The following is a 24,859-nucleotide window of genomic DNA, read 5'->3' as shown; positions in this document are numbered from 1 at the left end:
CGGGAAACAATGCTCGCAAAGGCCCATCACTTCCCCTCAAGGCGGCCGTCATGGATCGCGCTCCTGTTATTCGCACCGGCGTCATTGCCAGCCTGCTGGGTGCCGCGCTGGTGGTCACCGGCACCGGCTACCTGGCCTGGACCCTGGTCATGCAGCACACCGCGGATCGCCTGGAAACACTGGCCAGGCTCGCCTCGCAGAGAGCGGACGACACCATCGCCCAGGCCGCCGCGGCACTGCGCGAGCTGAACCGCTCGGCGCTGCCGCCATGCTCCGTGGAAGGCATCGAGCAGATGCGTCTGGTGGCCATCGACACGCTGGCGGTCAAGGCGGTGGGGTATGTCGAGGAGGAGGTATTCGTCTGCAGCTCCTGGGGGCTGATCGACAAAGGCGCGCAGCGTTGGCCGGCAGAGTTCCATACCCGCGAAGGGCTTGGCGTTTCGATCAACGTGCCGCCCTTCGTGGCGCCGGCCAAGCCGATGCTGGCGCTGCAGGATGCCGCGTTCAACCTGCTGATCGACCCCGAACATTTCCTCGAAACCTCGCTGGCGCCCGGCGTCAGCCTGGCCCTGGGCACGCCGGCAGGGCACTGGCTGGGGGCCCCGGCTGCCGACTTCGCCCAGGTGCTAACGCGCATCCATGGCGAGCCGCACGCCGGCCTGCGCGACGGCTACGTCTACACGCGGGTCGCTCATGGCAACTGGCAAACGGTGGCCGCCGTTACCCGTCAGGAAATGCTCCGTGACCTCTGGCGCGAGTTACTCATGCTCACGCCACTAGGGCTGCTGCTCTCCGGCCTGTGGTGCTGGGTGGTCGCTCGGCGCGTACGGGCGTACCTGTCACCCTTGGCCGTGCTGACACGGGCGGTGGCGAATGGCGAATTCACCGCCTTCTACCAGCCCATCCTCGACCTGCGTGACGGCCGCTGCATCGGCGCCGAAGCCCTGGTGCGCTGGCGCCGGACGGATGGCTCGGCCCACATGCCTGACACCTTCCTGCCCTTGGCGGAGTCCAGCGGGCTGATCGAACCCATTACCGGACAGGTAATCTCCACCGTCTGCCGGGAGCTCGGCCCCAGCCTCGTCTCGGGGCAGTTGCCGCATGTCTCGATCAACCTCTCGGCGTGTGATGTCGCCAGCGCTGCCTACCTGCCGCATCTCACAGAGCAGCGGCAGCGGGCAGGAATCGCCGCCGAATCCATCTGGCTGGAAGTGACCGAAAGCAGCCTGCTGAACATCGATGCCGCGCACCGGACACTGGTGCAGAGCCGCGAGGCTGGCCATCCGATCGCCCTGGACGATTTCGGCACCGGATACTCCAGCCTGCAATACCTGCGGCGCCTGCCGTTGGACCTGCTGAAGATCGACCGCTCCTTCGTCCAGTCACTGTCCGCTGGCGCGCCTTGCCCGGTGACCGACCACACTATCGCCATGGCGCGCCAGTTGGCGTTGCTGATGGTGGCCGAAGGCATCGAGACCGATGAACAACTGGAGTACCTGCGGCAGCGCGGCGTGCAGTACGGCCAGGGCTGGCTGTTCGGCAAGGCGATGCCGCTGGACGAGTTGCTCGCTTACCTCGCCGGCCAGAGCTGGCGGGCGGCGTCATGACTTCCAACTTCTGACAACAGGATGATCACCATGAAAACTTCCCTGCTGCTGTTCTGCCTGCTCAGTGCCACGCCGGCATTAGCGCTGGCGGCCGACACCGTCTCCACGGTCCCGGTGCATTTCGCCAAGGGTGCGAGCAGCACTACCGCCAAAGGCAATTTCAAGGGCTACGACTCGGTGCTCTACACGCTGTCGGCAAAGGCCGGGCAGCACATGAAAGTCGGCGTCAGCGGCAGCAGTAACGCCAACTTCAATCTCTTCGCGCCCGGCGACAAACCGGGTGAATCCACCGCCCTGGGCAGCGGCTCGGTCGGCCAGGACTGGAGCGGCGCGCTGCCGGCCTCGGGGACCTACAGCGTGCAGGTTTACCAGATGCGCGCCAGCGCCCGGCGCGGCGAAAGCGTGAACTACAGCATCCACTTCGGCATCGAATGATGCCGGGCCTGCCCGGCACGCCTCAGACTCGCTCTGCCCGATACTGACTCGGCAACCGCCCGAGAACCCGCTTGAAGGTCTGCGAGAAGGCGCTCGGGCTCTGGTAGCCGTGCTCCAGCGCCACTTCCAGCACTGAGGCGCCGGCGAGCAGGCGTTGCAGGCTGAGGACCATGCGCACGCGGGTGCGCCAGTCACCGAAGTTCATCCCCAGTTCGCGCAGGAACAGGCGGGCGAGGGTGCGGCTGCTCATGTTCAGTTGCCGGGCCCAGTCCTCCATGCCGGTTTCATCGGCCGGTGCGCCGATCACCGCGTTGCACAACCGCAGCAGGCGCGGGTCCCGTGGCATGGCGAGGTGAATGCCGACGGTCTGTGCCGCGTCCATCTCCACCAGCAGCAGTTCGTGCAGGCAGCGGCGGCGGTGCGCGTTTCCATCCGTTGCCTGCATCTCACTGGCGGCAACCAGCAGTTCCCGCAGCAGTGGCGTTACCGTGATTAGCTGGCATTGCTGGCCGCCCCAGGGCCAGGTGGAGGCAGGCATGAACAGGGTGCGCATGCGCACGCTGCCGAACATGCGGATCTGGTGCTCGGTCCCCGGCGGTACCCACAGTGCGTGGCCAGCCGGTAGCACCCAGTTTCTCTGCGCCGCGCCCACCAGCATCACGCCGGAAATCGAGTGGATCAGCTGCGCCTGGTTGTGGCAGTGCGGCAGGATTTCCTCGCCGTCCTGGTGGTCGTAGGCGAGCGCTTCGAGGGACAGGGCGCACGTCATGCTGCGTCGCCTCTCGTTGGCGTGGAGTTGTCGAGTGGTTTCATGCGGAACTCCTGGGGAGTCAGCATTCTAGGTGAAAGTGATGGCATGAATATGGCGTCTTATTGCTCGTGTTTCATAAAGAGAGCAATAAAAAATCGTCTTTATGCGAATTTGTGGAGCTCGAGTGCGCAATCCTCAGTGAGAGGAGACATAATCCGAACCTTCGTGAGCCGGCGGAATCGCGAAGTTTTCCCGCATGCGCTGCGCTTCCGCCAGCGGCGTTCGCCCGAACAGGCGCTTGAACTCTCGGTTGAACTGCGAGGCACTGGCGTAGCCAACCGCCAGGCTCGCCGCCTGCGCTGTCATACCCTGGCGCACAATCAACAGCCGCGCCTGGTGCAGCCGTGTGCACTTGAGGTACTGCATAGGCGAGGTACGGGTGATGGCCTTGAAGTGGCTGTGGAAGGACGGAACGCTCATGCCCGCTTCGCTGGCCAGTTGCGGCAGGTCGATGGCCTGCGAGTAGCTCGTGTGGATGCGCTGCAAGGCCCTGGCGATATTGCCGAAGCGGCCGCGCATTGCCAGCGCCGCGCGCATGGCGTTGCCCTGGGCACCGGTGAGCACACGGAAATACAGTTCGCGCAGCAGGGCTGGCGCGAGGATCGCCGCTTCCAGCGGCCTGCCCAGTGCTTCGAGAAAACGCAGCACGGACTGCGTCAGCGCCGGGTCCATCGGGCTGGAGAACAGGCTGCGCGGCGCGTCTTCGGCGACGTGTTGGCCAATCTGATCGATCTGCAGCATCAGCTCGGCAGCGAGCTGGAAATCCAGGTGCAGGTAGATGGCCAGCAGCGGCTGCTCGGGCGTGGCGTCGGTTTCCATGGTGAACGGCACCGGCACCGCGACGGCCAGGTAGTGCTGCTCGTCATAGATGTAGACTTCATCGCCGAAGTAGCCGCGCTTGCAGCCCTGGCAGACGATCACGATGCCGGGGTCGTAGAGCACCGGAGTGCGTGCCAGCGGGCGATTCGAGCGGAGCAGCCGCACGCTCGGCAGCGCGGTGAGGTTGTAGCCTTCCTGCGGGGCCAGCTCGGAGAGCAGGGCAGCCATGCGTAATTGGACGGAGCAGGGCGCTTCGATGGACTCATTCATAGAATCAGGCAATAAAGACAGAGTTTGAGGTCTCTGAAGCAGGGTGGGCGTTACGTATTGTGCACTCAATCCCTCTGCAATGGAGTCACCCATGTCATCTCGCAAGACCCTGCTGATTACCGGAGCCAATAGTGGCTTCGGCCTGGCCCTGGCCCGCGAGGCGCTGGCCGCCGGACACCGGGTGGTGGGCACGGTGCGCAGCGAGCAGGCTCGCGCTGAGCTCGAGGCGCTGGCGCCTGGGCTGATCTCTGGCCGCCTGGTCGATGTGACGGACTTCGACGCCATCCCCGCCGTGGTCGCTGACGTAGAGGCCAGCGTCGGCCCCCTGGACGTGCTGGTGAACAGCGCCGGCTACGGTCACGAAGGCGTCCTCGAGGAGTCGCCGCTGGAGGCCATGCGCAGGCAGTTCGAGGTGAACGTGTTCGGCGCCGTGGCGATGATTCGAGCCGTACTGCCGTACATGCGCCAGCGCCGCCGTGGGCACATCCTCAACATCACCTCGATGGGCGGTTACATCACGATGCCGGGCATCGCCTATTACTGCGGCAGCAAGTTCGCCCTGGAGGGCATCAGCGACGCGCTGGGTAAGGAAGTCGAGGGCTTCGGCATCGCGGTGACCGCGGTGGCGCCGGGTTCCTTCCGCACCGATTGGGCGGGGCGCTCCATGGTGCGCAGTCCGCGTTCCATTGCTGACTACGACGCGCTGTTCGATCCGCTGCGCCAGGCGCGGCAGGAAAAGAGCGGCAAGCAACTGGGTGACCCGGCGAAAGCCGCGCAGGCCATGCTGGCGGCTATCGACGCCGCGGCGCCGCCACGGCACCTGCTACTGGGCAGCGACGCTCTGGGGTTGGTGCGGCAGAAGCTTTCGGCGTTGGAAGAGGAGATCAATCACTGGCAAGCGCTCACTCGTTCCACCGACGGCTGAGACGCGGGTCAGTATCCGGCGTTGCGCTCTTCGGGGCGCAGCGTGAGGACTTCGAAGCCTTTCGCGGTGACGGCCACGGTGTGCTCGAACTGCGCGGAGAGCTTGCCGTCGAGAGTCACGACGGTCCACTCGTCCGCGAGAGTCTTCACCCCGGAATGCCCTTGATTGAGCATGGGCTCGATGGTGAACACCATGCCTTCCTTGAGCACCTGCCCAGTGCGCGGACGGCCGAAGTGCAACACCTGCGGCGGCTCGTGCATTTCGCGGCCGATGCCGTGGCCGCAGTATTCCTCGACCACGGTATAGCCATGCTGACGGGCGTGCCGCTCGATGGCATGGCCGACGTCGCCCAGCCGTGCTCCGGGTTTCACCGCACGGATACCTTTCCACATCGCTTCGTAGGTGATTTCCGCCAGGTGCTTCGCTGCGGGACTGACCTTGCCGATCAGGTAGGTCTTGCTCGAATCGGCGATGAAACCGTTTTTCTCCAGGGTGATATCGAAGTTGACGATGTCGCCGCCTTGCAGACGGTCCGCCTCGGACGGCACGCCATGGCAGACCACCTGGTTGCGCGAGGAGTTGAGTGCGTAGGCGAAGCCATACTGCCCCTTGCTGGCCGGCCGAGCCTGGAGTTCGTCGACGATGTAGCGCTCGACCTGGTCGTTCACTTCCAAAGTGGTCATGCCTTCCAGCGGCAGCCTGTCGACGAAGCCGAAAACCTCTGCCAGCAAGCGTCCAGACTCCCTCATCAGCGCCAGTTCCGCCGGGGTCTTGATCACTTGGCACCTCCGGCGGCGGGGTATTTCACCCCGGCTTCCTGAAGTTCGCGGGTGACGATGTCGTTGAAGCTCAGGGTCGGTTCCAGTTCGCAGAGCATGCCGATCTTGATCCAGAACGCCGCCTGGGCGTTGATCGAACGGCACGCGACGGAGCTTGCGCGGCGCAGTTGGTCGTGCAGTTCGTCATCCAGGTTAATGATGCCCATGAATTCGATTTCCATATAAACCATTACAATCCATATATGCATCATATGGCTTTGGGCATGACAGCGCAAAGCCCGCGCGCCAGCTTATCGGGGCGAACCGGCGTCCTGCATATCGCGCAACAGGTCCACCAGCGCACGGGCGCAGGCGGGCAGGGCTTCGCGGTCGCGCAACAACACGCTGCGCTCGCGCACCACCCAGGGCTCGTCCAGCGGCAGGATGCGCAGGTTCATGGTGCGGCTGTGGCGCAGGGCGGCGGTTTCCGGGATGACGCCGATGCCGACGCCGGCCTCGATCATTCGGCAGATGGCCTCGAAGCTGGCGACCTGGATGCGCAGGTTCAGCTCGCCTCCCATGCGGTCCACCCGTTCGCGCAGGAAGCTCTGCAAGGTGCTGCCTTCGTGCAGGCCGATATGCGGGTAGTCCAGCGTGTCGGCCAGGGTCAGCCGGGGCAGGGCGCACAAGGGATGATCCGGAGCGACCGCGAGGACCAGCCGGTCGGTGCTGAAGTGGACGATCTGCAGACCCTCGGCGCGCACCGGGCCGGCAACGATGCCCAGGTCCGCCGAGCCATCGAGGATGGCCCGCACGATGTCGCGGTTCAGCCGCTCCTGCAAGTCGACGCTGACACCAGGGCGCTCGGCGAGGAAGTCGGCCAGCAACTCCGGCAGGAACTCGGTGCACGCCGTGGTGTTGGCGAAGATGCGGATGTGCCCGACCTGATCGCCAGCCTGGCCGCTGAAGTCGCTTTTCAGGTGATCCACCTGCCGCAGGATCAGCCGTGCGTGTTGCAGCAGGCGCTCCCCGGCGGGAGTCAGCTCGACGCCACGGTTGTCGCGGTACAACAGGCGGCACTCGAGCTGGCCCTCCAGCGCCTTGATCCGCGCGCTGGCGGCAGCGGCGGAAAGGTGGGCGCGGCGGGCGCCCTGGGTGAGGCTGGGGGCTTCAGCGATGTGAGTGAAAAGACGCAGGTCGGCGAGATCGAAATGCATGTAACGGGTTCCCGCTAGGCTTGGGGATGAGAGTGGCGTTCGATTTAGCTTAACGCTGGATTATGAAAATGTGGATTCGCCGAACGCAAGCCCTGTTGCATGCTCGGCGTCATCCACTCTGCCAAGAGGTCACCCATGAGCGATTCGCCGTACGCCGACTGGATCGGCCGTTCCCAGGAACGCGAGGAAGAACTGAGTGCCGTGCTGGTCCGCCGTCTGGCCGTGACCCTCGCGGAAGATGTGCCAGCAAAAGGCGACGCGCTGCCGCCGCTGTGGCACTGGATGTTCTTTCAGGACGAAGTAGTCGAGTCGGGCCTGGGCGCTGACGGCCATCCGGCGCGCGGCGGTTTCCTTCCTCCGGCCGATGGGCGCAACCGCATGTGGGCCGGTGGCCGCCTGGAGTTCCACGAGCCACTGCGAGTCGGTGGCGTCGCGACTCGAATCACCACCATTCTCAATGTCGAGGAAAAGCACGGCCGCACCGGCTCGCTGCTGTTCGTCACCCTGCGTCACGAGTTCAAGCAGGATGGCCGCCTGGCCTTCAGTGAAGAGCAGGACATCGTCTATCGCGAGCCCACGCCGCCCAAACTGGCCAGCGGCGATGCGCTGCCTGCCAGCGACTGGAGCGAAGCCGTGGTGCCGTCGCCGATCCTGCTGTTCCGCTATTCAGCGTTGACCTTCAACGGCCACCGCATCCATTACGACTGGCCCTACGTCACCGAGGCCGAGGGCTACCCCGGCCTGGTGGTGCACGGCCCGCTGATCGGAACCCTGAACCTGCGCGCTTTCTGCCGCGCCAACCCCAAAGCGCGCCTGCGCCGTTATGCCTACCGCGGCCTGCGCCCGCTGATCAGCCCCGAACCATTCGAAGTCGGTGGGCGCGTGAGCGGCCCCGGCAAGGCAGAGGTCTGGGCTGGCAATGGCGCCGGCATCGCCCAGCGCGGCGAAGTGGAATTCGACTGATCGCACCCCTGGCGGTGCTTCCAACAAGAAAACATGAAAGGTGATTCGATGACCTCTACCCCCGAAGAACTCCAGGCCATCCGTGACGGCGTGCGCGCATTGTGCGCGGAATTCCCCGCCGAATACTGGCGCAGGATCGACGAAGAAAAAGGCTTCCCCGAGGACTTCGTCCGCGCCATGACCGAAGCCGGCTGGCTATCGGCGATGATCCCGGAAGAATACGGCGGCTCGGGCCTGGGCCTGGCCGAGGCGTCGGTGATTCTGGAGGAGGTGAACCGCTGCGGTGGCAACTCCGGCACCATCCACGGGCAGATGTACAACATGTTCACCCTGCTGCGGAACGGCAGCGCGGAGCAGAAAGCCTACTACCTGCCCAAACTCGCCAGCGGCGAACTGCGCCTGCAGTCCATGGGCGTCACCGAGCCCACCACCGGCACCGACACCACCAAGATCAAGACCACCGCCGTGCGTAAAGGCGACAAGTACGTGATCAATGGCCAGAAGGTGTGGATCTCGCGCATCCAGCATTCCGACCTGATGATCCTGCTGGCCCGCACCACGCCGCTGGCCGAGGTGAAGAAGAAGTCCGAGGGCATGTCGATCTTCCTCGTCGACCTGCGTGAAGCCATCGGCAACGGCCTGACCGTGCAGCCTATCGCCAACATGGTCAACCATGAGACCAACGAGCTGTTCTTCGACAACCTGGAACTGCCGGCCAGCAGCCTGATCGGCGAGGAAGGCAAGGGCTTCAAGTACATCCTCGACGGTCTCAACGCCGAGCGCACGCTGATCGCCGCCGAGTGCATCGGCGATGGCCGCTGGTTCACCGAGAAGTCCGCGCAGTACGCCCGCGACCGTGTAGTGTTCGGCCGGCCCATCGGGCAGAACCAGGGCGTGCAGTTCCCCATTGCCGAGGCGCATATCGAGATCGAGGCCGCCGACCTGATGCGCTGGCGCGCCTGCGAGGAATACGACAGCGGCAAGAACGCCGGCGCCGCCGCCAACATGGCCAAGTACCTGGCAGCCAAGGCCAGTTGGGAAGCAGCCAATGCCTGCCTGCAGACCCACGGCGGTTTCGGCTTCGCCAACGAATACGACGTCGAGCGCAAGTTCCGCGAGACGCGCCTGTATCAGGTGGCGCCGATCTCCACCAACCTGATCCTGTCCTACGTGGCCGAGCACCTGCTCGAACTGCCGCGCTCTTTCTAATCGACCGGGACGACAAGCGATGAACAATACCCACGCCCTCGCCGAGTTCCTTGCCGGCCTGCGTTACGAAGACCTGCCCGCGTCCGTGGTCGAGTACACCGAAGAACTGTTCCTCGACTGGCTCGGCTCGGCCCTGGCCAGCCAGAACCGCCACCCGATCCCGTTGTTCCAGCGCTACGCCCAGCGCATGGGCCCGGCGAGCGGCAAGAGCCGCGTGCTGGTGGATGGCACCTCGACTTCCGCTTACTTCGCCGCCCTGGTCAATGGCGCCAGCTCGCACCTGGTGGAGCAGGACGACCTGCACAACAGCTCCGTGCTGCACCCGGCCACAGTGGTCTTCCCGGCGGCGCTGGCGGCCGCGCAGGAACTGGGCAAGTCCGGACGCGAGCTGATTCTCGCCAGCGTCGCCGGCTACGAAGCGGGCATCCGCCTCGGCGAGTTCCTCGGTCGCTCGCACTACCGCATCTTCCATACCACCGCCACGGTCGGCACCCTGGCTGCCGCGGTGGCCGTTGGCAAACTGCTGGAGCTGGACTGCCGGCAGTTCGTCAACTGCCTGGGCAGCGCCGGCACCCAGGCCGCCGGGCTCTGGGAGTTCCTCCGCGATGCCGCCGATTCCAAGCAGCTGCACACCGCCAAAGCGGCGGCTGACGGCCTGCTCGCCGCCTACCTGACGGCCGATGGCCTGACCGGCGCGCAGAACATCCTCGAAGGCGAGCAGGGCATGGCCGCCGGCATGTCCAGCGACGCCGACCCAAGCAGGCTGGTGGATGGTCTGGGTACCCGTTGGGCGCTCTGCGAGACCTCCTACAAGTTCCACGCCTCCTGCCGCCATACCCATCCCGCCGCCGATGCGCTGCTGGGCCTGATGCAGCGCGAAGGGCTCAAGCACGGCGACATCGCCAGGGTCACCACTCGCGTGCACCAGGGCGCCATCGATGTGCTGGGCCGCGTGGTGGTGCCGCAGACGGTGCACCAGGCGAAGTTCTCCATGGGCACCGTGCTGGGCCTGATCGCCGTGCACGGCAAGGCCGGACTGGTGGAGTTCGAGGAGTTCTCCCTGAGCGACGCCAAGGTTTCCGCTTTCCGCGAGAAGGTCAGCATGCAGCTCGACGCGGAGGTGGACGGTGCCTACCCACGGCGCTGGCTCGGCCGTGTCGACGTACTGACCACCGACGGCCGCCAGCTGCACGGCGCCATCGACGAGCCTAAGGGCGATCCAGGCAACGGTCTGAGCCGAGCGGAGCTGGAGGATAAGTTCCGTCGCCTGCTGGCCTTCGCCGGCCAGCGCAGCGAGGCTGAAGCGGACCGCCTGGTGCAGGCCAGCTGGCGTCTGCATGAGCTACCGGAGCTGGGCGTCTTCCACTGACGGCGACCTCACCCGAGAGAGATTCGCGGGCGACATGGTCGCCCGATCCCACCGCCCGAAATTTCTGAAGAATTCGCGTTGGCCAGCCGGCCGGCGTCTGGAGTTGCCCATGAGTTCGCGTCCCCTCGACGGCATCACCGTCATCAGCCTGGAACACGCTATCGCCGCGCCGTTCTGCACCCGCCAGCTGGCCGATCTCGGCGCCCGTGTGATCAAGATCGAGCGCCCCGGCGTCGGCGATTTCGCCCGTGGCTATGACGAACGCGTGCGTGGTCTTTCCTCGCACTTCGTCTGGACAAACCGTTCCAAGGAAAGCCTGTCGCTGGACCTCAAGCAGGAGCCGGCGCAGGCCGTACTGGAACAACTGCTGGAAACCGCCGACGTGCTGGTGCAGAACCTCGCGCCCGGCGCCGCCGCGCGCCTGGGCCTGTCGTTCGAAGCGCTGCACGAGCGCTTTCCGCGGCTGATCGTCTGCGACATTTCCGGCTACGGCGAAGGCGGCCCTTATGAACAGAAGAAGGCCTACGACCTGCTGATCCAGAGCGAAAGCGGCTTCCTCTCGGTGACCGGTGGCCCGGGCGCCGACGAGATGGCCAAGGCCGGTTGTTCCATCGCCGACATCTCCGCCGGCATGTATGCCTACAGCGGCATCCTTTCGGCGCTGCTGTTGCGCGGCAGAACCGGGGAGGGCAGCCGCGTCGAGGTGTCGATGCTCGAGGGCATGGCCGAGTGGATGGGCTTTCCCATGTATTACGCCTTCGAAGGCCAGTCGCAGCCGCCGCGCGCCGGTGCTGCCCACGCCACCATCTATCCCTACGGGCCGTTCCCCACCGGCGATGGCGGCAGCGTCATGCTCGGCGTGCAGAATGAGCGCGAGTGGAAGCTGTTCTGCGAAATCGTCCTGCAGCGTCCGGAACTGGCGGTCGATGCGCGTTTCACCGCCACCAGCCTGCGGGTAAGCAACCGCGACGCGCTGCGTGGGCTGATCGTCGGGGCCTTCGCCACACTGCAGGCCGAACAGGTGGTCGCACGCCTGGAGCAAGCGCAGATCGCCAACGCCCACGTCAACGACATGCGTGGCCTGTGGCAGCACCCGCAGCTGGCCGCCCGTGACCGCTGGCGCGAAATCGACAGCCCGGCAGGCCGCCTGCCGGCGCTTTTGCCACCGGTGAACAGCAACGCCTACGCACCGCGCATGGATGCCGTGCCGGCCCTGGGTGAGCAGACTGATGACCTGCTGCAGGAACTGGGGTATACCGCCGGAGATATCCAGCGCCTGCACGAGCAGGGCGCGGTATGACCCAGGAGAGCCCAGTGAGCCAGAAAAGCCCCATGGATTCGATCGTACGAGCCGCGTTGTTCGTGCCCGGCAGCCGCCCGGAGCGCTTTGCCAAGGCCCTGGCCAGCGGCGCCGATGCGGTGATCGTCGACTTCGAGGACGCCGTCGAGCCTTCGCTCAAGGCACAGGCCCGCGAGAATCTCGAAGCCTTTCTCGCCGCCAACCCGGAGGCACGTGTGCGGGTGCGGGTGAACGCCGCCGGCGACCCGGAGCAAGCGGCCGATCTCGAGCTGTGCAGGCGCCTGCCCGGCGTCATCGGCCTCCTGCTGCCCAAGGCCGAACGGGCGATGCAGGTGCGCATCGCCGCGTCCTGTGGCAAACCGGTGTGGCCGTTGATCGAAAGCGCCCGCGGGCTGCTCGCGCTGGGCGAAATCGCCGCTTGCGAAGGCGTGGAACGCCTGACCTTCGGCGGCCTCGACCTGGCGCTGGACATCGGTATGAGCAGTGGCACCCCGGCTGCTGCGGTGGTCTACGACCAGGTGCGCCTGAGCCTGCTGCTGCATTCGCGGGTGAATGACCTGCAGCCGCCGCTGGATACCGTGTTCCCGGCGTTCGATGACGCTGAAGGCTTTGCCGCAACCATCCGCCATGGCCGCGACCTCGGGTTGCTCGGCGCGCTGTGTATTCATCCCAGGCAGGTGGGCGTGGTGCATGCGGCGTTGGCTCCCAGTGCCGACGAGTTGGATTGGGCACGGCGAGTGGTGGCTGCCTCGGAAAGCGGTGCGGCGGCCTTCCAGGTCGACGGGCAGATGGTTGACGCCCCGGTACTGGCCCGCGCCCAGCGATTGCTGGCCAGCGCCGGTAACTGACTGCTTTTTCGTATTCTGTAGGAGCGAGCTTGCTCGCGAACTTCGCTTCACGCCGGGGCATCCGGTGCCCTGCGTTCGCGAGCGAGCTCGCTCCTACACGGTTGCCATCCGCTTGGAGCGCAGTTGTTACTAATCGGCGCGCGCCAGAAGTCGACTGCTTATCTGTAGGAGCGAGCTTGCTCGCGAACCCGGCTTCATGCCGGGACATCCGGTGCCATGCGTTCGCGAGCGAGCTCGCTCCTACACGGTTGCCACCCGCTCGGAGCTCAGCTGTTACCGCGCATTGGCAGTGATGAGCCCCTGCACGACCTCCACCAGGCCGTTGATGGCGAACTGCACGCCCATGCAGACCAGCAGGAAGCCCATCAGCCGCGAAATGGCATCGATGCCGGATTTGCCCGTGGCTTTCATGATCAGGTCCGAGGCGCGCAGGCAGCCCCAGAGGATCAGTGCGGTGCACAGGAAGATCAGCGGCGGCGCCACCAGCACCACCCAATGCGGGAAGCTGGTGCTGTTCTTGATGCTGGCCGACGAGCTGATGATCATTGCGATGGTGCCAGGCCCGGCAGTGCTGGGCATGGCCAGCGGGATGAAGGCGAAGCTGGTCCGCTCGGGCACGCCGTCAGCGGGATCGGGGGAGGGCACGGGGTTGGGGAACAGCATGCGCGCGCCAATGATGCAGAGGATGCCGCCTCCGGCGATACGCAGGCCCGGGATGGAGATGCTGAACACCCCCATGATGAATTCGCCGATGTAGTAGGTGAGCGTCATGATGATGAACACGTAGCAGGCGGTCAGCAGGGCCTGCTGGTTCTTCTCTTCGCGGCTGAACCCCTGCGACAGGGCAAGGAAGAGGGCCACCGTCGTCGGTGGATTGATCAGGGGCAGCAAGGCGAGTAGCCCAAGTAGGATAGCGTCGAACAAACTGCTCATGGCCGGGCGTCTCTGTGCTCGTGTCTGGCAGGAATGAAGTTTAGGTGCGAATCGGCGAGCTGCCGGCAGACCTCGGTTAAAGGCCGTTCGAGTGCTGAACTACGCTGTCTGACGATAAGGTTGCCGCTTCGCTCGAACCTTGCGCTGTCTTCGCCTGGAGCCTTTCCCCGATGTCCGACACCTCGCCGTGCCCTCGTTCCGGCTTCGACTGGCAGCGCTGGCTGCCCGGCCTCGTGACCCTGCGCAATTACCAGGCGAGCTGGCTGCCGAAGGACCTGGCCGCCGGCCTGGTGCTGACCACCATGCTGGTGCCGGTGGGTATTGCCTACGCCGAGGCTTCCGGTGTGCCGGGCATCTACGGTCTGTACGCGACCATCATCCCGCTGCTGGCCTACGCGCTGTTCGGGCCCAGCCGCATCCTGGTGCTCGGTCCGGACTCGGCGCTGGCGGCGCCTATCCTTGCGGTGGTGGTGCAGTACGCAGCGAGCGACCCGCAGCGGGCTATCGCCATCGCCAGCCTGATGGCCCTGGTGTCCGGCGCGGTGTGCATGGTGGCCGGCTTGCTGCGCCTGGGCTTCATCACCGAGCTGCTGTCCAAGCCGATCCGCTACGGCTACATGAACGGTATTGCGCTCACGGTGTTGATCAGCCAGTTGCCCAAGCTGTTCGGCCTGAAGGTCGACAGCCAGGGGCCGCTGCGCGATCTCTGGTCGCTGGGCCAGGCACTGCTGGAGGGCCGCGCCAACTGGATGAGCTTCGCCGTGGGCGCCGGTAGCCTGGCGCTGATCCTGCTGCTCAAGCCATACAAGCGCCTACCGGGAATCCTCATCGCGGTGATCCTGGCGACGCTGGCGGTGAGCCTGCTCGATCTTGGCAGCCATGGTGTCCAGGTGCTGGGCCAGTTGCCGCAAGGGTTGCCCTCGCTCGCCTTCCCCTGGGTAAGCGATATCGACCTGGTGGAAGTGGTGCTCGGCGGAGTCGCCGTGGCGCTGGTGTCCTTCGCCGACACCAGCGTGCTGTCGCGGACCTACGCAGCGCGATTGAAGACGCCGGTGAACCCTGATCAGGAAATGTTCGGCCTGGGCGTGGCGAATGTCGCCTCCGGGCTGTTCCAGGGCATTCCCATCAGCAGCAGCTCCTCGCGCACGCCGGTGGCCGAGGCGGCCGGGGCGAAAACCCAACTGACCGGCATTATCGGCGCGTTGGCGGTGACCCTGCTGTTACTGGTGGCGCCCAACCTCATGCAGCACCTGCCCAACAGCGCGCTGGCGGCCGTGGTGATTGCCGCCGCGCTGGGGTTGTTCGAGTTCACTGACCTGAAGCGCATCTATCGCATGCAGCCCTGGGAATTCTGGCTGTCCATCAGTTGCTTCGCCGGGGTGGCGGTGTTCGGCGCCATTCCGGGCATCTGCATCGCAGTGGTGATCTCGGTGATCGAGTTCCTCTGGGACGGCTGGCGGCCGCACCATGCGGTGCTCGGGCGGGTCGACGGAGTGCGTGGTTATCACGACGTAACGCGTTACCCGAATGCCCGGCGCATACCCGGCCTGGTGCTGCTGCGCTGGGATGCGCCGCTGTTCTTCGCCAATGCCGAGCAGTTCCAGAACCAGGTGCTGGCCGCACTGGACGAGTCGCCCACGCCGGTGCAGCGGTTGGTGATCGCCGCGAGCCCGGTGACCAGCATCGATGTGACCTCCGCCGATATGCTCGCCGAGTTGGACAAGGTGCTGGAGCAGCGCGGCGTCGAGTTGCAGTTCGCCGAGATGAAGGACCCGGTGAAGGACAAGATGAAGCAGTTCGAACTGTTCGAGGGGTTGGGCGAGTCGGCCTTCCATCCGACCGTCGGCGCCGCCGTGGATGCCTATCTCGCGGATTCTGGCGTCGACTGGAGACCATAGCCCGACACTGCTCCCGCGCGCCGGGCGCATTGCCGTAGCAGGCGAAAGCGCGCCGCGAAGAAAATTCTGCAAACCAAATCGGCTCCGGGCGGGTCTGCACTCTTATGAGGGTTTGTGGAGCCCGCCATGGATATGTTGGAACGCGTCTGGGCCACGCTGGTCGCCGAGTTCTCCGACCTCAGCGAAGTCGAGCAGATCACCCGCGCCTCGCTGCGCCTTTCCCTGGCTGTGCTGCTGGGCGGGGTGCTGGGCTATGAGCGAGAAAGCAAGGGCAAGGCCGCCGGGCTGCGCACGCACATGCTGGTAACGCTTGGCGCAGCGCTTTTCGTCATGGCGATTCACGAGGGCGGCGCCCAGGCCGATGCGGTGAGCCGGGTGATCCAGGGGATCGCCGCGGGTATCGGTTTCCTCTGCGCCGGCACCATCCTCAAGGGCAACCGGGCGTCCGACGTGAAGGGCCTGACCACGGCGGCCGGTCTCTGGCTGAGCACCGCTATCGGCATCAGCGTCGGCCTCGGGCACTCGGCGACGGCGGTGCTGGGCACCTTGCTGGCGCTGCTGGTGCTTCACTGCTTGCCCCACGGTATGGAGCACAAGGCTGGGCCGGGCGGCCTGTCTGCAAACCAGCCCGAACAGCAGCGGGAGGACCGCGATGTTCCGTGAATTTCTCCAGGCCTGTGCCTGGACCGACGCCATGTTCGAGAACGGCCGCTACACCGGTCTGATCGAGTACCAGGTCACCCGCGAAGGCGCGGCGGTGGTGGTGCTCTGGGTCTACGCGCCTGGCAGCCGCAACATTGCCGAAGCTGAAGCAGCGGCGCGGCGGATGCTCGACCGGGTGTGCGACATCGATGGCGAAGGCCGCGTGTACTTCGACGACGGCGTGATCCTGCAGGAGAAATACCCATGGCCCGTGTGATCTGGAAAGGTGCCATCAGCTTCGGCCTGGTGCACATCCCGGTGGCGCTCAACAGCGCCTCGCGCTCCAGCGGCACCGATTTTGACTGGCTCGACGAGCGCAGCCTGGAACCGGTGGGCTACAAGCGTGTGAACAAGATCACCGGCAAGGAAGTGCCCCGGGAACACATCGTCAAGGGCGTGGAGCTGGAGAAGGGCCGCTATGTGGTGATCAGCGAGGAGGAAATCCGCGCCGCCCGGCCCGAGGCGACCCAGACCATCGACATCCTCAGCTTCATCGAGATCGATGAGATTCCCGTGCCGTTCTACGACTCGCCCTATTACCTCACGCCGGAAAAGCGCGGTGAAAAGGTCTACGTACTGCTGCGCGACACCTTGAAGAAGACCGGCAAGGCTGCCGTCTGCCAGTTGGTGATGCACAGCCGCCAGCACCTGGCGATGCTGCGCGAGGAGAGTGGCGCCATCCTGCTGATGACCCTGCGCTGGCCGGCGGACGTGCGTGAGGTGGACGAACTGGGCCTCGCACTGGGCAAGGTCAAGCTGGACAAGCGCGAAAGCGAAATGGCCGAGCGCCTGCTCAAGGACATGACCGGCCACTGGGAGCCGGCAGAGTACGAAGACAGCTTCAGCGAGGAAATCCACCGCCTGGTCGAGCAGAAGGCCGCCAAGGGGCAATTGGAGAACGTCCCGCAAGCAGAAGCGAAAAGCAGTGAAGGCGCCGACATCATCGACCTCACCGAGTTGCTCAAGCGCAGCCTCAAGGGCGATGGCAAGAAGCGCACTGCCGCCAGCGCAGCGGCGAAAAAGAGCACCGCCAGCAAGCCCGCGGCCAAACGGAAAACCTCTTGAGCGAACCGCTCGCGCAATTAGCCTGAACTTGCCCACCTCTCGTCGTTCCCAACCCCTGTAGCGAGGCAATCCACCCACGAGCGCGCCAGGGGCGCGCACCGCCGCGAGGAGGGCGCCGCGATGGAACTGGAGAATCCGGCAAGCAGAGCCGAGGCTGCCGCCAACGAGGCGCGCATTGTCATCGAAGACGTGGAGCCGCGCCTGGAAAGCGGGCGCTTTGCCGCCAAGGCAATCACCCACCGTGCATCACGCATCCATGCGCGCATCTTCAGTGATGGCCACGACAAGTTGGCTGCCGAAGTCGCCTGGCGCGAGAGCAAGGGCCAGCCCTGGCAGAAGACGCCCATGCAGCCGTTGGGCAACGACCACTGGGAGGCACACATCACCCCGACCCGGATCGGCCGCAGCGAATTCATTGTGCTGGCCTGGATCGACAGCTACGCGAGCTTTCGCTACGAGCTGGAAAAGAAATACGCCGCCGGGCAGATGGTGGACCTGGAGTTCCGCGAGGGCATCGAGCTGCTGCACAACGTGCTGCAGAGCGCGCCGGAAGATTGCGAGGCGGAGCTCGCACAGATCGTTCGCCAACTGCAGGACAACGAGGGCCGCGAGGAACGCTTCGGGCTGTTCATGGCGCGGCGCACCCTGGAGGTGATGCAACGCGCCGAGCACCGCCCCTACCTGACCCGCAGCCTGACCTTCGAGCTGGATGTGGAGCGCCCGCTGGCCGAGTTCGCCAGCTGGTACGAGCTGTTCCCGCGCTCGGAAAGCACAGTCCCCGGGCAACACGGCACCTTCGCCGATGTCCACCGGCGCCTGCCGGACATCGCCGCGATGGGCTTCGACGTGCTCTATTTCACACCGATCCATCCCATCGGTCACACCCATCGAAAGGGTCGCAACAACAGCCTGCAGGCCGGCCCGGAGGACCCCGGCAGCCCCTACGCCATCGGCAGCGAGGAAGGCGGTCATGAGGCGGTGCATCCGCAGCTGGGCACACTGGAGGATTTCCGCGAGTTGGTGAACGCCGCCCGCGGGCACGGCCTGGAAATCGCCCTGGATTTCGCCATCCAGTGTTCGCCCGACCACCCCTGGCTGCGCGAACATCCCGGCTGGTTCAGCTGGCGCGCCGACGGCAGTATCCGCCACGCGGAGAACCCGCCGAAGAAGTACGAGGACATCGTCAACGTCGACTTCTATGCGCCAGACGCGGTGCCCGATCTCTGGCTTGCTCTGCTCGACGTGGTGCGGGGCTGGGCGGAGCAGGGCGTCAACCTGTTCCGCGTCGATAACCCGCACACCAAGCCGCTGCCGTTCTGGGAATGGCTGATCGCCGAAGTGCGCCGCGAACATCCGCAAGTGATCTTCCTCGCCGAGGCCTTTACCCGCCCGGCGATGATGGCGCGCCTGGGCAAGGTCGGTTTCAGCCAGAGCTACAGCTACTTCACCTGGCGCAATACCAAGGCGGAGCTGGAGCAATACCTCAGCGAACTCAATGAGCCGCCGCTGCGTGACTGCTACCGGCCGAATTTCTTCGTCAATACGCCGGACATCAACCCGTATTTCCTGCAGCGCTCCGGGCGCGCCGGCTTCCTCATCCGCGCCGCGCTGGCGACCATGGGCTCCGGTCTGTGGGGCATGTACTCGGGCTTCGAGCTGTGCGAGGCAGACCCCGTGCCCGGCAAGGAAGAGTACTTCGACTCGGAAAAGTACCAGCTGCGTCAGCGCGACTACCACGGCCACGGCAACATCGTCGGCGAGATCACCCGGCTCAATCGCATCCGCCGTGAGAACCCGGCGCTGCACAGCCACCTCGGCTTCCAGGCCTATCACGCTTTCAACGACAACATCCTGCTGTTCGGCAAGCGCACCGCCGACCTCTCCAACTTCATCCTGGTGGCGGTCAGCCTTGACCCGGAGAACGCCCAGGAAGCGGATTTCGAGCTGCCGCTGTGGGAGTTCGGCCTGCCCGATGAGGCTGCCATGGGCGGCGAAGACCTGATGAACGGCCACCGCTGGACCTGGCAAGGCAAGCGCCAATGGATGCGCATCGAGCCCTGGCACCTGCCGTTCGGCATCTGGCGCCTGCACCCCGAGACCTGAAGAGGATTTGCGACCATGGCCAAGCGCAAGACCCGCCCCTTCCTCGACGACCCGCTCTGGTACAAGGACGCGGTCATCTACCAGTTGCACGTGAAGTCTTTCTTCGACGCCAACAACGACGGTATCGGCGACTTCCGCGGTTTGATCGAGAAGCTCGACTACATTGCCGAGCTGGGCGTGAACACCCTCTGGCTGCTGCCGTTCTACCCTTCGCCACGGCGCGATGACGGCTACGACATCGCCATGTACAAGGGCGTGCACCCGGACTACGGCACCCTGGCCGATGCGCGGCGCTTCATCGATGCGGCGCACGAGCGCGGCCTGCGGGTAATCACCGAACTGGTGATCAACCACACGTCCGATCAGCACCCCTGGTTCCAGCGCGCGCGGCGGGCGAAGAAGGGCTCCCAGGCGCGCAACTGGTACGTGTGGTCCGACGACGACAGCAAGTACGACCAGACGCGGATCATCTTCATCGACAGCGAACAGTCCAACTGGACCTGGGATCCGGTGGCCGAGCAGTACTTCTGGCATCGTTTCTATTCGCACCAGCCTGACCTCAACTTCGACAACCCGCAGGTGCTGCGCGCGGTGCTCGGGGTCATGCGCTACTGGCTGGACATGGGCGTGGACGGCCTGCGCCTGGACGCCATTCCGTATCTGATCGAGCGCGACGGCACCAACAACGAAAACCTCCCCGAAACCCATGTGGTGCTCAAGCGCATCCGCGCCGAGCTGGACGCCCACTACCCGGACCGCATGCTGCTGGCCGAGGCCAACCAGTGGCCAGAAGACACGCGGCCCTATTTTGGAGGGATGGGCGGCGGAACGGACGGCGGCCCCGGCGACGAATGCCACATGGCTTTCCACTTCCCGTTGATGCCACGCATGTACATGGCCATCGCCCAGGAAGATCGCTTTCCGATCACCGATATCCTGCGCCAGACCCCGTCGATTCCGGACAACTGCCAGTGGGCGATCTTCCTGCGCAATCACGATGAGCTGACCCTGGAGATGGTCACCGACGATGAGCGCGACTACCTCTGGAACTACTACGCCGCCGACCGCCGCGCGCGCATCAACCTGGGAATTCGCCGCCGACTGGCTCCGCTGGTGGAGCGCGACCGCCGGCGCATCGAGTTGCTCAACAGCCTGCTGCTGTCCATGCCCGGCACGCCGACCCTGTACTACGGCGATGAGATCGGCATGGGCGACAACATCTACCTGGGCGACCGCGACGGTGTCCGTACTCCCATGCAATGGTCGGTGGACCGCAACGGAGGGTTCTCCCGTGCCGACCCGGCGAGCCTGGTGCTGCCGCCGATCCTCGATTCGCTCTACGGTTACCAGACCGTCAACGTCGAGGCCCAGGCGCGCGACCAGCATTCACTGCTGAACTGGATGCGCCGCCTGCTGGGCGTGCGCAAACAGCAGAAGGCCTTCGGCCGTGGCAGCATCAGCATGCTGTCGCCACCGAACCGGCGCATCCTCGCCTACCTGCGGCAATACCGGACGGAGAATGGCGAGGGCACGAGCGAAGACACCATCCTTTGCGTTGCCAACCTGTCCAGCGCCGCCCAGGCGGTGGAGCTGGACCTGTCGGCGTTTGACGGTCGCGTGCCGGTGGAAATGCTCGGCGGCTCGTCCTTCCCGCCCATCGGCCGGATGACCTACCTGCTGACCCTGCCGCCCTATGGCTTCTACTGGTTCTACCTGGCGGACAGCCAGCAGATGCCCGCGTGGCACGTCCAGCCAGTGGAACGCATGCCCGAGTTGCCGACCCTGGTGCTCGCCCAGCGCCTGAGCGAAATCATGCACGGCGCAGCACGCGAACTGCTGGAGAGCGATTCGCTGCCGCGCTACCTGCCCAAGCGCCGCTGGTTCGCCAGAGGCCGGCTGGAGGCAGGCAGTGTCCGTCTGCTCTATGCCATGCCACTGGCCGACGCAGACGCCGCGCCGATGCTGGCGGAAGTGGAAGTCAACGGAGCGGAAGGTGCCGAGCATTACCAACTGCCGCTGGCCGCCGTGCCGGAGAAAGGCAGCTCCGGCAACGACCTGCCCCAGCAACTCGCGCTGGCGCGACTGCGCCGCGGCCGCAAGGTCGGCCTGCTCACCGATGCCTTCGCCTTGCCGGCATTCAGCCGCCTCGTACTGCGCCTGCTGCGCGAGACTGCAACGCTGCAAGGCCCCGCCGGCGAACTGCAATTCCTGCCGCAGCCGGGGCTGCCGCAATACGGCGAGATCGACGATGACGCAGAAATCCGAGTGCTCAGTGTCGACCAGTCCAACAGCTCGGCACTGATCGGCAACCGGCTGCTGCTCAAGTTGCTGCGCCGGGTCTTCCCCGGCGTGCACCCGGAGGCGGAGATGGGCGGCTACCTGAGCCGACGCGGCTTCGCCAACATTGCGCCGCTGCTGGGCGAGGTGCGTCGCATCGACGCCCGAGGAGAACCACACACGCTGATGTTGCTGCAGGGCTACCTGAGCAACCAGGGTGACGCCTGGAGCTGGACGCTGAACCAGCTGGAGCGTGCCATGCGCGACGGACCGCTGCCCGGCCCGGATGCACCCGAACCGGAATTCGACGTGATGGAGGAACTGCGCCTGTTCGCCGGCCGGCTCGGCCAGCGTCTGGGCGAGATGCATCAGCTGTTGTCCGAGGCCGCCGACGAACCCGAGTTCGGCCTGCATCGCAGCGCCGCTGTCGACAGCGCGCTGTGGACCAGCAGCATCAGCACGCAGATCGAACAGGCGCTGGAGGCGTTGCAGGGGGCACGCGGCCACCTGGAAGAGCGCGGCGGCGTGATGGTCGACTGGCTGCTGGAGAAACGCGGCGAGCTGCTGCAGGCGGTGGGCAACCTGGCGCGCCTGGCAGAGGGCGGGGTGATGATCCGTGTCCACGGCGACCTGCACCTGGGCCAGGTCCTGGTCGTGCAGGGCGACGCCTTCCTCATCGACTTCGAGGGCGAGCCGAACCGACCGCTGGCTGAGCGCCGCCAGCGCCATAGCCCGCTCAAGGACGTGACCGGCGTCCTGCGTTCCTTCGATTACGCCGCCGCCATGGCCCTGCGCAGCGCCCAGGGCACCGAGGCGCCGGCCGACGTGCAGGCCACCCGCGCGGAACTGGCCCTGCGCTACCGTCGCGAGGCCCGCGAAGCCTTCCTTGCGGCCTACCGCGCGGCGGCCGTCGACCTGCCCCACGAGTGGCATGGCCGCGAAGGCGAGGGCGCCGCGCTGGCGCTGTTCAGCCTGGAGAAAGCGGCCTACGAAGTGCTTTACGAGGCCGGTCACCGGCCCGACTGGCTGGAAGTACCGCTGCAAGGACTATTCGAACTGGCGCGCCACCTGATTGGAGGACGTACATGACACCGCGTAGCGACCTGGACCATCTGCAGCGTGCCGACCACGCCGATCCCTTCGCCTTCCTCGGCCCGCACCGTGATGAAAAGGGCGAGTTGGTGCGCGCGTGGCTCCCCGGCGCGCTGGCGGTGGAGTTGCTGTCGCCGCAGGAAGAGCTCCTTGCCGCCATGGATACGGTGGATGCCGGTGGGTTGTTCATCGCACGCCTGCCGCAAAAAACGCCCTATCGCCTGCGCATCCATTGGCCAGAGCACGAGCAGGTCACCGAAGACCCCTACGCTTTCGGACCGTCGATCAGCGAGCTGGACCTCTATCTTTTCGCCGAGGGCAACCACCGCCAGCTGGGCAGGTGCCTGGGCGCACAAGTGATGGAGATCGACGGCGTGCCCGGCGTGCGTTTCGCCGTCTGGGCGCCCAATGCGCGGCGGGTGTCGGTGGTTGGTGACTTCAATGGGTGGGACGGCCGCCGCCACGTCATGCGCCTGCGGTATCCGGCGGGTGTCTGGGAGCTGTTCATTCCGTGCCTGCAGCCGGGCGAGGTCTACAAATACGAGCTGCTCGGCCAGGATGGGCTGCTGCCGCTCAAGGCAGACCCCATGGCCCTGGCCACCGAAATGCCGCCGGCCACCGGCTCGCGGGTTCCAGACCCGGCGCCCTACGCCTGGCGAGACGAGCAATGGATGCAGCAGCGCGGCGAGCGCCAGGGCGTGGACCGGCCGCTGTCGATCTACGAGCTGCACGCGGGTTCCTGGCAGTGGGTGGAGAACCGTACGCCGACCTGGGATGAACTGGCCGACCGGCTGATTCCGTACGTCAACGACCTGGGTTTCACCCACATCGAACTGATGCCGATCATGGAGCACCCTTTCGGCGGTTCCTGGGGCTACCAGCCACTGTCGCTGTTCGCACCCACTGCGCGCTACGGCAGCCCGGCGGACTTCGCCCGCTTCGTCGACCGCTGCCACCAGGCCGGCATCGGCGTGATCCTCGACTGGGTGCCCGCGCATTTCCCCACCGATGCCCATGGCCTGGCGCACTTCGACGGCACCGCGCTCTACGAGTACGCGCACCCCTTCGAGGGTTTCCACCAGGATTGGGATACCTACATCTACAACCTCGGCCGCAACGAAGTGCACGGTTTCATGCTGGCCTCGGCGCTGCACTGGCTGCGCGAGTACCATATCGATGCGCTGCGCGTGGACGCCGTGGCCTCCATGCTTTACCGCGATTACTCGCGCAAGGACGGCGAGTGGATCCCCAACCGCCACGGCGGCCGCGAGAATCTCGAAGCCATCGAATTCCTCAGCCACCTCAACAGCGTCGTCCACACCGAGGCGCCGGGCGCGCTGGTGATTGCCGAGGAATCCACCGCCTGGCCGGGCGTCAGCAAACCCACGGAAGAGGGCGGGCTGGGCTTTGCCTACAAGTGGAACATGGGCTGGATGCACGACAGCCTTTCGTACATCCGCGAAGACCCGATCAACCGCGGCTACCACCACCACAAGCTGACCTTTGGCCTGCTCTATGCCTTCTCCGAACACTTCATCCTGCCCATCTCCCACGACGAGGTGGTGCACGGCAAGGGCTCGCTGCTGGGCAAGATGCCGGGCGATCGCTGGCAGCAGTTCGCCAACCTGCGTTTGTACCTGTCGATGATGTGGACCCACCCGGGCAAGAAACTGCTGTTCATGGGCTGCGAATTCGGGCAGTGGCGTGAATGGGACCACGACGGCCAGTTGGATTGGTACCTGCTGCGCTACGCAGAGCACTTCGGCGCCCAGGCGCTGGTGCGCGAGCTGAACCGCCTGCTGTGCGAGGAGCCTGCGCTGCACGCCTTCGACGACCGCGCCGAGGGTTTCCACTGGCTGATCGGTGACGACCAGCGCAACAGCGTGTATGCCTGGCTGCGTCTGGCCGGCGACGGCGCGCCGCTGCTGGTGGTGCACAACTTCACGCCGGTTCCGCGCCCGCACTACCGCATTGGTGTGCCGCTGGCCGGGCACTGGCAGGTCCTGCTCAACAGCGATGCCGACAGCTTCGGCGGCTCGGGCGCGGGGAGCCGCGGCTCGCTCGACAGCGACCCGCTGGAGTCCCACGGGCAGAGCCAATCCCTGGCGCTGGACCTGCCGCCCCTGGGGTGCCTGATCCTGCGGCCGGCGGGGGATGTTCAGTCTTAGCGTGGCCTGCTGTCGATCGCGGACAGAGTCCGCTCCTACGTTGTTTATGACTCCTCCGTGAAGCTTGCCTTCTCTCTAACCCTTTGGCGC

21 protein-coding genes are annotated in these 24,859 nt (G+C 65.7%); 15 read left to right on the top strand and 6 right to left on the bottom strand.

Annotated elements, in window-relative coordinates; genetic code table 11:
* Positions 1–50: 50 nt before the first annotated feature.
* Entirely contained in the window at positions 51–1,607 is a 1,557-nt protein-coding gene (locus tag ACNFH5_RS26895) for an EAL domain-containing protein (protein WP_416751393.1), read from the top strand.
* Between the two features lie 30 nt (positions 1,608–1,637).
* Positions 1,638–2,042, top strand: a complete 405-nt coding sequence (locus ACNFH5_RS26890) for a hypothetical protein (protein WP_416751391.1) — start codon at positions 1,638–1,640, stop codon at positions 2,040–2,042.
* 22 nt (positions 2,043–2,064) lie between these two features.
* Here ACNFH5_RS26890 and ACNFH5_RS26885 read toward each other — a convergent pair whose 3' ends face one another.
* Positions 2,065–2,811 (bottom strand): AraC family transcriptional regulator, encoded by a 747-nt coding sequence (locus ACNFH5_RS26885; RefSeq protein ID WP_416751389.1) that lies wholly within the window; start codon positions 2,809–2,811, stop codon positions 2,065–2,067.
* A 177-nt stretch (positions 2,812–2,988) separates the two neighbouring features.
* The gene (locus tag ACNFH5_RS26880) at positions 2,989–3,942 is read right to left on the bottom strand and encodes an AraC family transcriptional regulator (RefSeq protein ID WP_416751386.1); all 954 of its coding nucleotides are present in this window, start codon (positions 3,940–3,942) and stop codon (positions 2,989–2,991) included.
* 91 nt (positions 3,943–4,033) lie between these two features.
* Here ACNFH5_RS26880 and ACNFH5_RS26875 point away from each other — a divergent pair, with 91 nt between their 5' ends.
* Positions 4,034–4,867, top strand: a complete 834-nt coding sequence (locus ACNFH5_RS26875) for an oxidoreductase (RefSeq protein WP_416751384.1) — start codon at positions 4,034–4,036, stop codon at positions 4,865–4,867.
* A gap of 8 nt (positions 4,868–4,875) precedes the next feature.
* Here ACNFH5_RS26875 and map read toward each other — a convergent pair whose 3' ends face one another.
* The 3 genes from map to ACNFH5_RS26860 form a co-directional block, all read right to left on the bottom strand.
* Entirely contained in the window at positions 4,876–5,646 is a 771-nt protein-coding gene (gene map / locus ACNFH5_RS26870; protein ID WP_416751382.1) for a type I methionyl aminopeptidase, read from the bottom strand.
* Positions 5,643–5,852 carry a ParD-like family protein gene (locus ACNFH5_RS26865; protein WP_416751380.1) on the bottom strand — a complete coding sequence of 70 codons (210 nt, stop codon included), beginning with the start codon at positions 5,850–5,852 and terminating at the stop codon, positions 5,643–5,645. The genes map and ACNFH5_RS26865 overlap by 4 nt, the downstream gene beginning before the upstream one ends.
* Before the next feature lie 84 nt (positions 5,853–5,936).
* The gene (locus ACNFH5_RS26860; RefSeq protein WP_416751378.1) at positions 5,937–6,842 is read right to left on the bottom strand and encodes a LysR substrate-binding domain-containing protein; all 906 of its coding nucleotides are present in this window, start codon (positions 6,840–6,842) and stop codon (positions 5,937–5,939) included.
* 135 nt (positions 6,843–6,977) lie between these two features.
* Here ACNFH5_RS26860 and ACNFH5_RS26855 point away from each other — a divergent pair, with 135 nt between their 5' ends.
* The 5 genes from ACNFH5_RS26855 to ACNFH5_RS26835 all read left to right on the top strand — a co-directional run bounded on the left by ACNFH5_RS26855 (position 6,978) and on the right by ACNFH5_RS26835 (position 12,531).
* Positions 6,978–7,805 (top strand): FAS1-like dehydratase domain-containing protein, encoded by an 828-nt coding sequence (locus ACNFH5_RS26855; protein ID WP_416751376.1) that lies wholly within the window; start codon positions 6,978–6,980, stop codon positions 7,803–7,805.
* A 48-nt stretch (positions 7,806–7,853) separates the two neighbouring features.
* On the top strand, positions 7,854–9,014 hold the full coding sequence (locus ACNFH5_RS26850; RefSeq protein ID WP_416751374.1) for an acyl-CoA dehydrogenase family protein: 1,161 nt from the start codon (positions 7,854–7,856) through the stop codon (positions 9,012–9,014).
* A 19-nt stretch (positions 9,015–9,033) separates the two neighbouring features.
* Complete coding sequence (locus ACNFH5_RS26845; RefSeq protein WP_416751371.1) at positions 9,034–10,383, top strand: MmgE/PrpD family protein; 1,350 nt, start codon at positions 9,034–9,036, stop codon at positions 10,381–10,383.
* A gap of 109 nt (positions 10,384–10,492) precedes the next feature.
* Positions 10,493–11,683: a CaiB/BaiF CoA transferase family protein gene (locus ACNFH5_RS26840; RefSeq protein WP_416751369.1), complete on the top strand. Its 1,191-nt coding sequence runs from the start codon at positions 10,493–10,495 to the stop codon at positions 11,681–11,683.
* A 32-nt stretch (positions 11,684–11,715) separates the two neighbouring features.
* Complete coding sequence (locus ACNFH5_RS26835) at positions 11,716–12,531, top strand: HpcH/HpaI aldolase/citrate lyase family protein (RefSeq protein ID WP_416751367.1); 816 nt, start codon at positions 11,716–11,718, stop codon at positions 12,529–12,531.
* Between the two features lie 273 nt (positions 12,532–12,804).
* Here ACNFH5_RS26835 and ACNFH5_RS26830 read toward each other — a convergent pair whose 3' ends face one another.
* Positions 12,805–13,464 carry a MarC family NAAT transporter gene (locus ACNFH5_RS26830; RefSeq protein ID WP_416751365.1) on the bottom strand — a complete coding sequence of 220 codons (660 nt, stop codon included), beginning with the start codon at positions 13,462–13,464 and terminating at the stop codon, positions 12,805–12,807.
* 170 nt (positions 13,465–13,634) lie between these two features.
* On the opposite strand from ACNFH5_RS26830, the gene ACNFH5_RS26825 reads away from it, so the two are divergent.
* The 7 genes from ACNFH5_RS26825 to glgB all read left to right on the top strand — a co-directional run bounded on the left by ACNFH5_RS26825 (position 13,635) and on the right by glgB (position 24,769).
* Positions 13,635–15,362 (top strand): SulP family inorganic anion transporter, encoded by a 1,728-nt coding sequence (locus ACNFH5_RS26825; RefSeq protein ID WP_416751363.1) that lies wholly within the window; start codon positions 13,635–13,637, stop codon positions 15,360–15,362.
* Positions 15,363–15,488: 126 nt separating this feature from the next.
* Entirely contained in the window at positions 15,489–16,025 is a 537-nt protein-coding gene (locus tag ACNFH5_RS26820) for an MgtC/SapB family protein (protein WP_416751361.1), read from the top strand.
* A complete protein-coding gene (locus ACNFH5_RS26815; RefSeq protein WP_416751359.1) occupies positions 16,015–16,281 on the top strand; it encodes a hypothetical protein in 267 nt (88 codons plus the stop codon). Before ACNFH5_RS26820 ends, ACNFH5_RS26815 begins: the two co-directional genes overlap by 11 nt.
* Entirely contained in the window at positions 16,269–17,129 is an 861-nt protein-coding gene (locus ACNFH5_RS26810) for a Ku protein (RefSeq protein WP_416751357.1), read from the top strand. Before ACNFH5_RS26815 ends, ACNFH5_RS26810 begins: the two co-directional genes overlap by 13 nt.
* 120 nt (positions 17,130–17,249) lie before the next feature.
* Positions 17,250–19,232 carry an alpha-1,4-glucan--maltose-1-phosphate maltosyltransferase gene (locus ACNFH5_RS26805; RefSeq protein ID WP_416751355.1) on the top strand — a complete coding sequence of 661 codons (1,983 nt, stop codon included), beginning with the start codon at positions 17,250–17,252 and terminating at the stop codon, positions 19,230–19,232.
* A 15-nt stretch (positions 19,233–19,247) separates the two neighbouring features.
* Positions 19,248–22,598 (top strand): maltose alpha-D-glucosyltransferase, encoded by a 3,351-nt coding sequence (gene treS / locus ACNFH5_RS26800; RefSeq protein WP_416751352.1) that lies wholly within the window; start codon positions 19,248–19,250, stop codon positions 22,596–22,598.
* Positions 22,595–24,769: a 1,4-alpha-glucan branching protein GlgB gene (glgB, locus tag ACNFH5_RS26795; RefSeq protein WP_416751350.1), complete on the top strand. Its 2,175-nt coding sequence runs from the start codon at positions 22,595–22,597 to the stop codon at positions 24,767–24,769. The genes treS and glgB overlap by 4 nt, the downstream gene beginning before the upstream one ends.
* The last annotated feature ends 90 nt before the right edge of the window (positions 24,770–24,859 follow it).

It is taken from the genome of Pseudomonas sp. NY15435 (assembly GCF_048068295.1).
GTDB lineage: Bacteria > Pseudomonadota > Gammaproteobacteria > Pseudomonadales > Pseudomonadaceae > Pseudomonas.
The sequence above is the reverse complement of the archived record's forward strand: the minus strand, read 5'-3'. Positions and strand labels throughout refer to the sequence as shown.

What these genes read in the sequence shown, in the direction of transcription:
- ACNFH5_RS26895 (WP_416751393.1), top strand. Translation starts at nt 51, where the DNA reads ATGGATCGCGCTCCTGTTATTCGCACCGGCGTCATTGCCAGCCTGCTG.
- ACNFH5_RS26890 (WP_416751391.1), top strand. Translation starts at nt 1,638, where the DNA reads ATGAAAACTTCCCTGCTGCTGTTCTGCCTGCTCAGTGCCACGCCGGCA.
- ACNFH5_RS26885 (WP_416751389.1), bottom strand. Translation starts at nt 2,811, where the DNA reads ATGACGTGCGCCCTGTCCCTCGAAGCGCTCGCCTACGACCACCAGGAC.
- ACNFH5_RS26880 (WP_416751386.1), bottom strand. Translation starts at nt 3,942, where the DNA reads ATGAATGAGTCCATCGAAGCGCCCTGCTCCGTCCAATTACGCATGGCT.
- ACNFH5_RS26875 (WP_416751384.1), top strand. Translation starts at nt 4,034, where the DNA reads ATGTCATCTCGCAAGACCCTGCTGATTACCGGAGCCAATAGTGGCTTC.
- ACNFH5_RS26865 (WP_416751380.1), bottom strand. Translation starts at nt 5,852, where the DNA reads ATGGGCATCATTAACCTGGATGACGAACTGCACGACCAACTGCGCCGC.
- ACNFH5_RS26860 (WP_416751378.1), bottom strand. Translation starts at nt 6,842, where the DNA reads ATGCATTTCGATCTCGCCGACCTGCGTCTTTTCACTCACATCGCTGAA.
- ACNFH5_RS26855 (WP_416751376.1), top strand. Translation starts at nt 6,978, where the DNA reads ATGAGCGATTCGCCGTACGCCGACTGGATCGGCCGTTCCCAGGAACGC.
- ACNFH5_RS26850 (WP_416751374.1), top strand. Translation starts at nt 7,854, where the DNA reads ATGACCTCTACCCCCGAAGAACTCCAGGCCATCCGTGACGGCGTGCGC.
- ACNFH5_RS26845 (WP_416751371.1), top strand. Translation starts at nt 9,034, where the DNA reads ATGAACAATACCCACGCCCTCGCCGAGTTCCTTGCCGGCCTGCGTTAC.
- ACNFH5_RS26840 (WP_416751369.1), top strand. Translation starts at nt 10,493, where the DNA reads ATGAGTTCGCGTCCCCTCGACGGCATCACCGTCATCAGCCTGGAACAC.
- ACNFH5_RS26835 (WP_416751367.1), top strand. Translation starts at nt 11,716, where the DNA reads ATGGATTCGATCGTACGAGCCGCGTTGTTCGTGCCCGGCAGCCGCCCG.
- ACNFH5_RS26830 (WP_416751365.1), bottom strand. Translation starts at nt 13,464, where the DNA reads ATGAGCAGTTTGTTCGACGCTATCCTACTTGGGCTACTCGCCTTGCTG.
- ACNFH5_RS26825 (WP_416751363.1), top strand. Translation starts at nt 13,635, where the DNA reads ATGTCCGACACCTCGCCGTGCCCTCGTTCCGGCTTCGACTGGCAGCGC.
- ACNFH5_RS26820 (WP_416751361.1), top strand. Translation starts at nt 15,489, where the DNA reads ATGGATATGTTGGAACGCGTCTGGGCCACGCTGGTCGCCGAGTTCTCC.
- ACNFH5_RS26815 (WP_416751359.1), top strand. Translation starts at nt 16,015, where the DNA reads ATGTTCCGTGAATTTCTCCAGGCCTGTGCCTGGACCGACGCCATGTTC.
- ACNFH5_RS26810 (WP_416751357.1), top strand. Translation starts at nt 16,269, where the DNA reads ATGGCCCGTGTGATCTGGAAAGGTGCCATCAGCTTCGGCCTGGTGCAC.
- ACNFH5_RS26805 (WP_416751355.1), top strand. Translation starts at nt 17,250, where the DNA reads ATGGAACTGGAGAATCCGGCAAGCAGAGCCGAGGCTGCCGCCAACGAG.
- treS (WP_416751352.1), top strand. Translation starts at nt 19,248, where the DNA reads ATGGCCAAGCGCAAGACCCGCCCCTTCCTCGACGACCCGCTCTGGTAC.
- glgB (WP_416751350.1), top strand. Translation starts at nt 22,595, where the DNA reads ATGACACCGCGTAGCGACCTGGACCATCTGCAGCGTGCCGACCACGCC.